The following is a 1,446-nucleotide window of genomic DNA, read 5'->3' on the forward strand; positions in this document are numbered from 1 at the left end:
CTAGAAGATATGACCGATAACTAATCGGTCGGAGCCTCCCCTTTGCATGAGCGCGGGCTGGGCGACAATCGTTGTTGTCAGTGCAAACGGCGGTCGCGCACCGCAGTCAAAGAGGAGGCTTCCCATGGCCAATTCTATCAGCATCGGGATCGACGCCCACGCGGGGAAGAACTGCGTCTTCGCCCTCGACCGGGACACCGGCGAGGCCCTCGAGGCCACGCTGTCCGGCGACCCCGCCGAGCTGGTCCGCTGGATCGGCGAGAACGGGCTCTCCGGGGGGACGTGCTGCTACGAGGCGGGCCCGACGGGCTTCGGCCTCGCGAGGGCCCTGCGGGCCGCGGGCATCGCGTGCGTGGTCGCGGCGACCTCGAAGCTGCCCCGCCGCAGCGACCGCAGGAAGAACGACCGCATCGACGCGGAGTGGCTGGCGCGCATGCACGCGGCGGGCTCCGTGCGGGCCGTGCGCGTCCCCACCGAGCGGGAGGAGTCGCTGTGCCACCTCTCGCGCCTGCGCGGGGAGGTCGCCCGCGACCTGAGGGCCGCGCGGCAGCGCGTCGCGTCCTTCCTGCTGCTCACCGGCACCCGCTACACGCTCACCAAGAAGCGCTGGACCAAGACGTTCAGGAGGTGGGCCGAGTCGCACGAGTTCGCGCAGCCGGCCGACACCTTCGTCTTCCGCCAGAAGCTCGCCGCCGTCTACCGGCTCGAGGAGCGCCTCGCCGAGGTCGAGGCCGAGATCCTGCGCGCCGTCGCCTCCTCCCCGGAGCTGGCGGGGCGCATGGCCCGCCTGTCGTGCATCCACGGCATCGGGCGGGTCGCCGCCTTCTCGCTGGTCTGCGAGGTGCACGACTTCGGGCGGTTCCGGAACGGCTCGGCGTTCGCCTCCTACATCGGGCTCGTCCCGTCGGAGAGCTCGACCGGGTGCAGGACGAGGCGCGGCGGCGTGTCCAAGACGGGCAACTCGCACCTGAGGCGCATCCTCGTGGAGGCGGCGTCGGCGTACGCGAGGCCGTTCAGGCCCGCCAGGCCCGAGGACGGGTCCGTCCCCGAGCTCGTGAGGGCGAGGGCGGCCAAGTGCGCGGGGAGGCTCAGGAGGCGCCGGGAGCACCTCGCGGGCCGGGGCGTCGCCGCCAACAAGGTCAAGGTGGCCGTCGCGCGGGAGCTCTGCGAGTGGATATGGTGGATCGCCGTGATGCCGGCGTAGGAGCGTTCCATCGGGCCGGCGACGGCCCGTTGCGAATAGCCCGCCCCCGGACCGCGCCGCCGGGGATGGCGCCGGGGCGAACCGCGCTTTCCCTATGCACGCCCGCGAGGGCGCGTGCGATCCTAGAATCGGCCGCCGGCCGACACCGGAGCGGCTCCGCCCAGCCGAAGGCATCCTTTTGCGGCAACCGATCCCCGCGAGGGGAGGCGACCCGCGGATATGAGACTGTTCAAGTGCTTGAC

The 1,446-nt window shown here is 71.9% G+C and carries 1 protein-coding gene; it reads left to right on the plus strand.

The features are described 5' to 3' along the window. Positions 1-124 precede the first annotated feature (124 nt). Positions 125-1,204, plus strand: coding sequence for an IS110 family transposase (locus B5F33_RS10730; protein WP_158095366.1), 1,080 nt, complete (start codon positions 125-127; stop codon positions 1,202-1,204). Positions 1,205-1,446: the final 242 nt, after the last annotated feature.

Origin of the sequence: Collinsella sp. An2 (genome assembly GCF_002160065.1) — a bacterium.
Lineage (GTDB): Bacteria > Actinomycetota > Coriobacteriia > Coriobacteriales > Coriobacteriaceae > Limicola.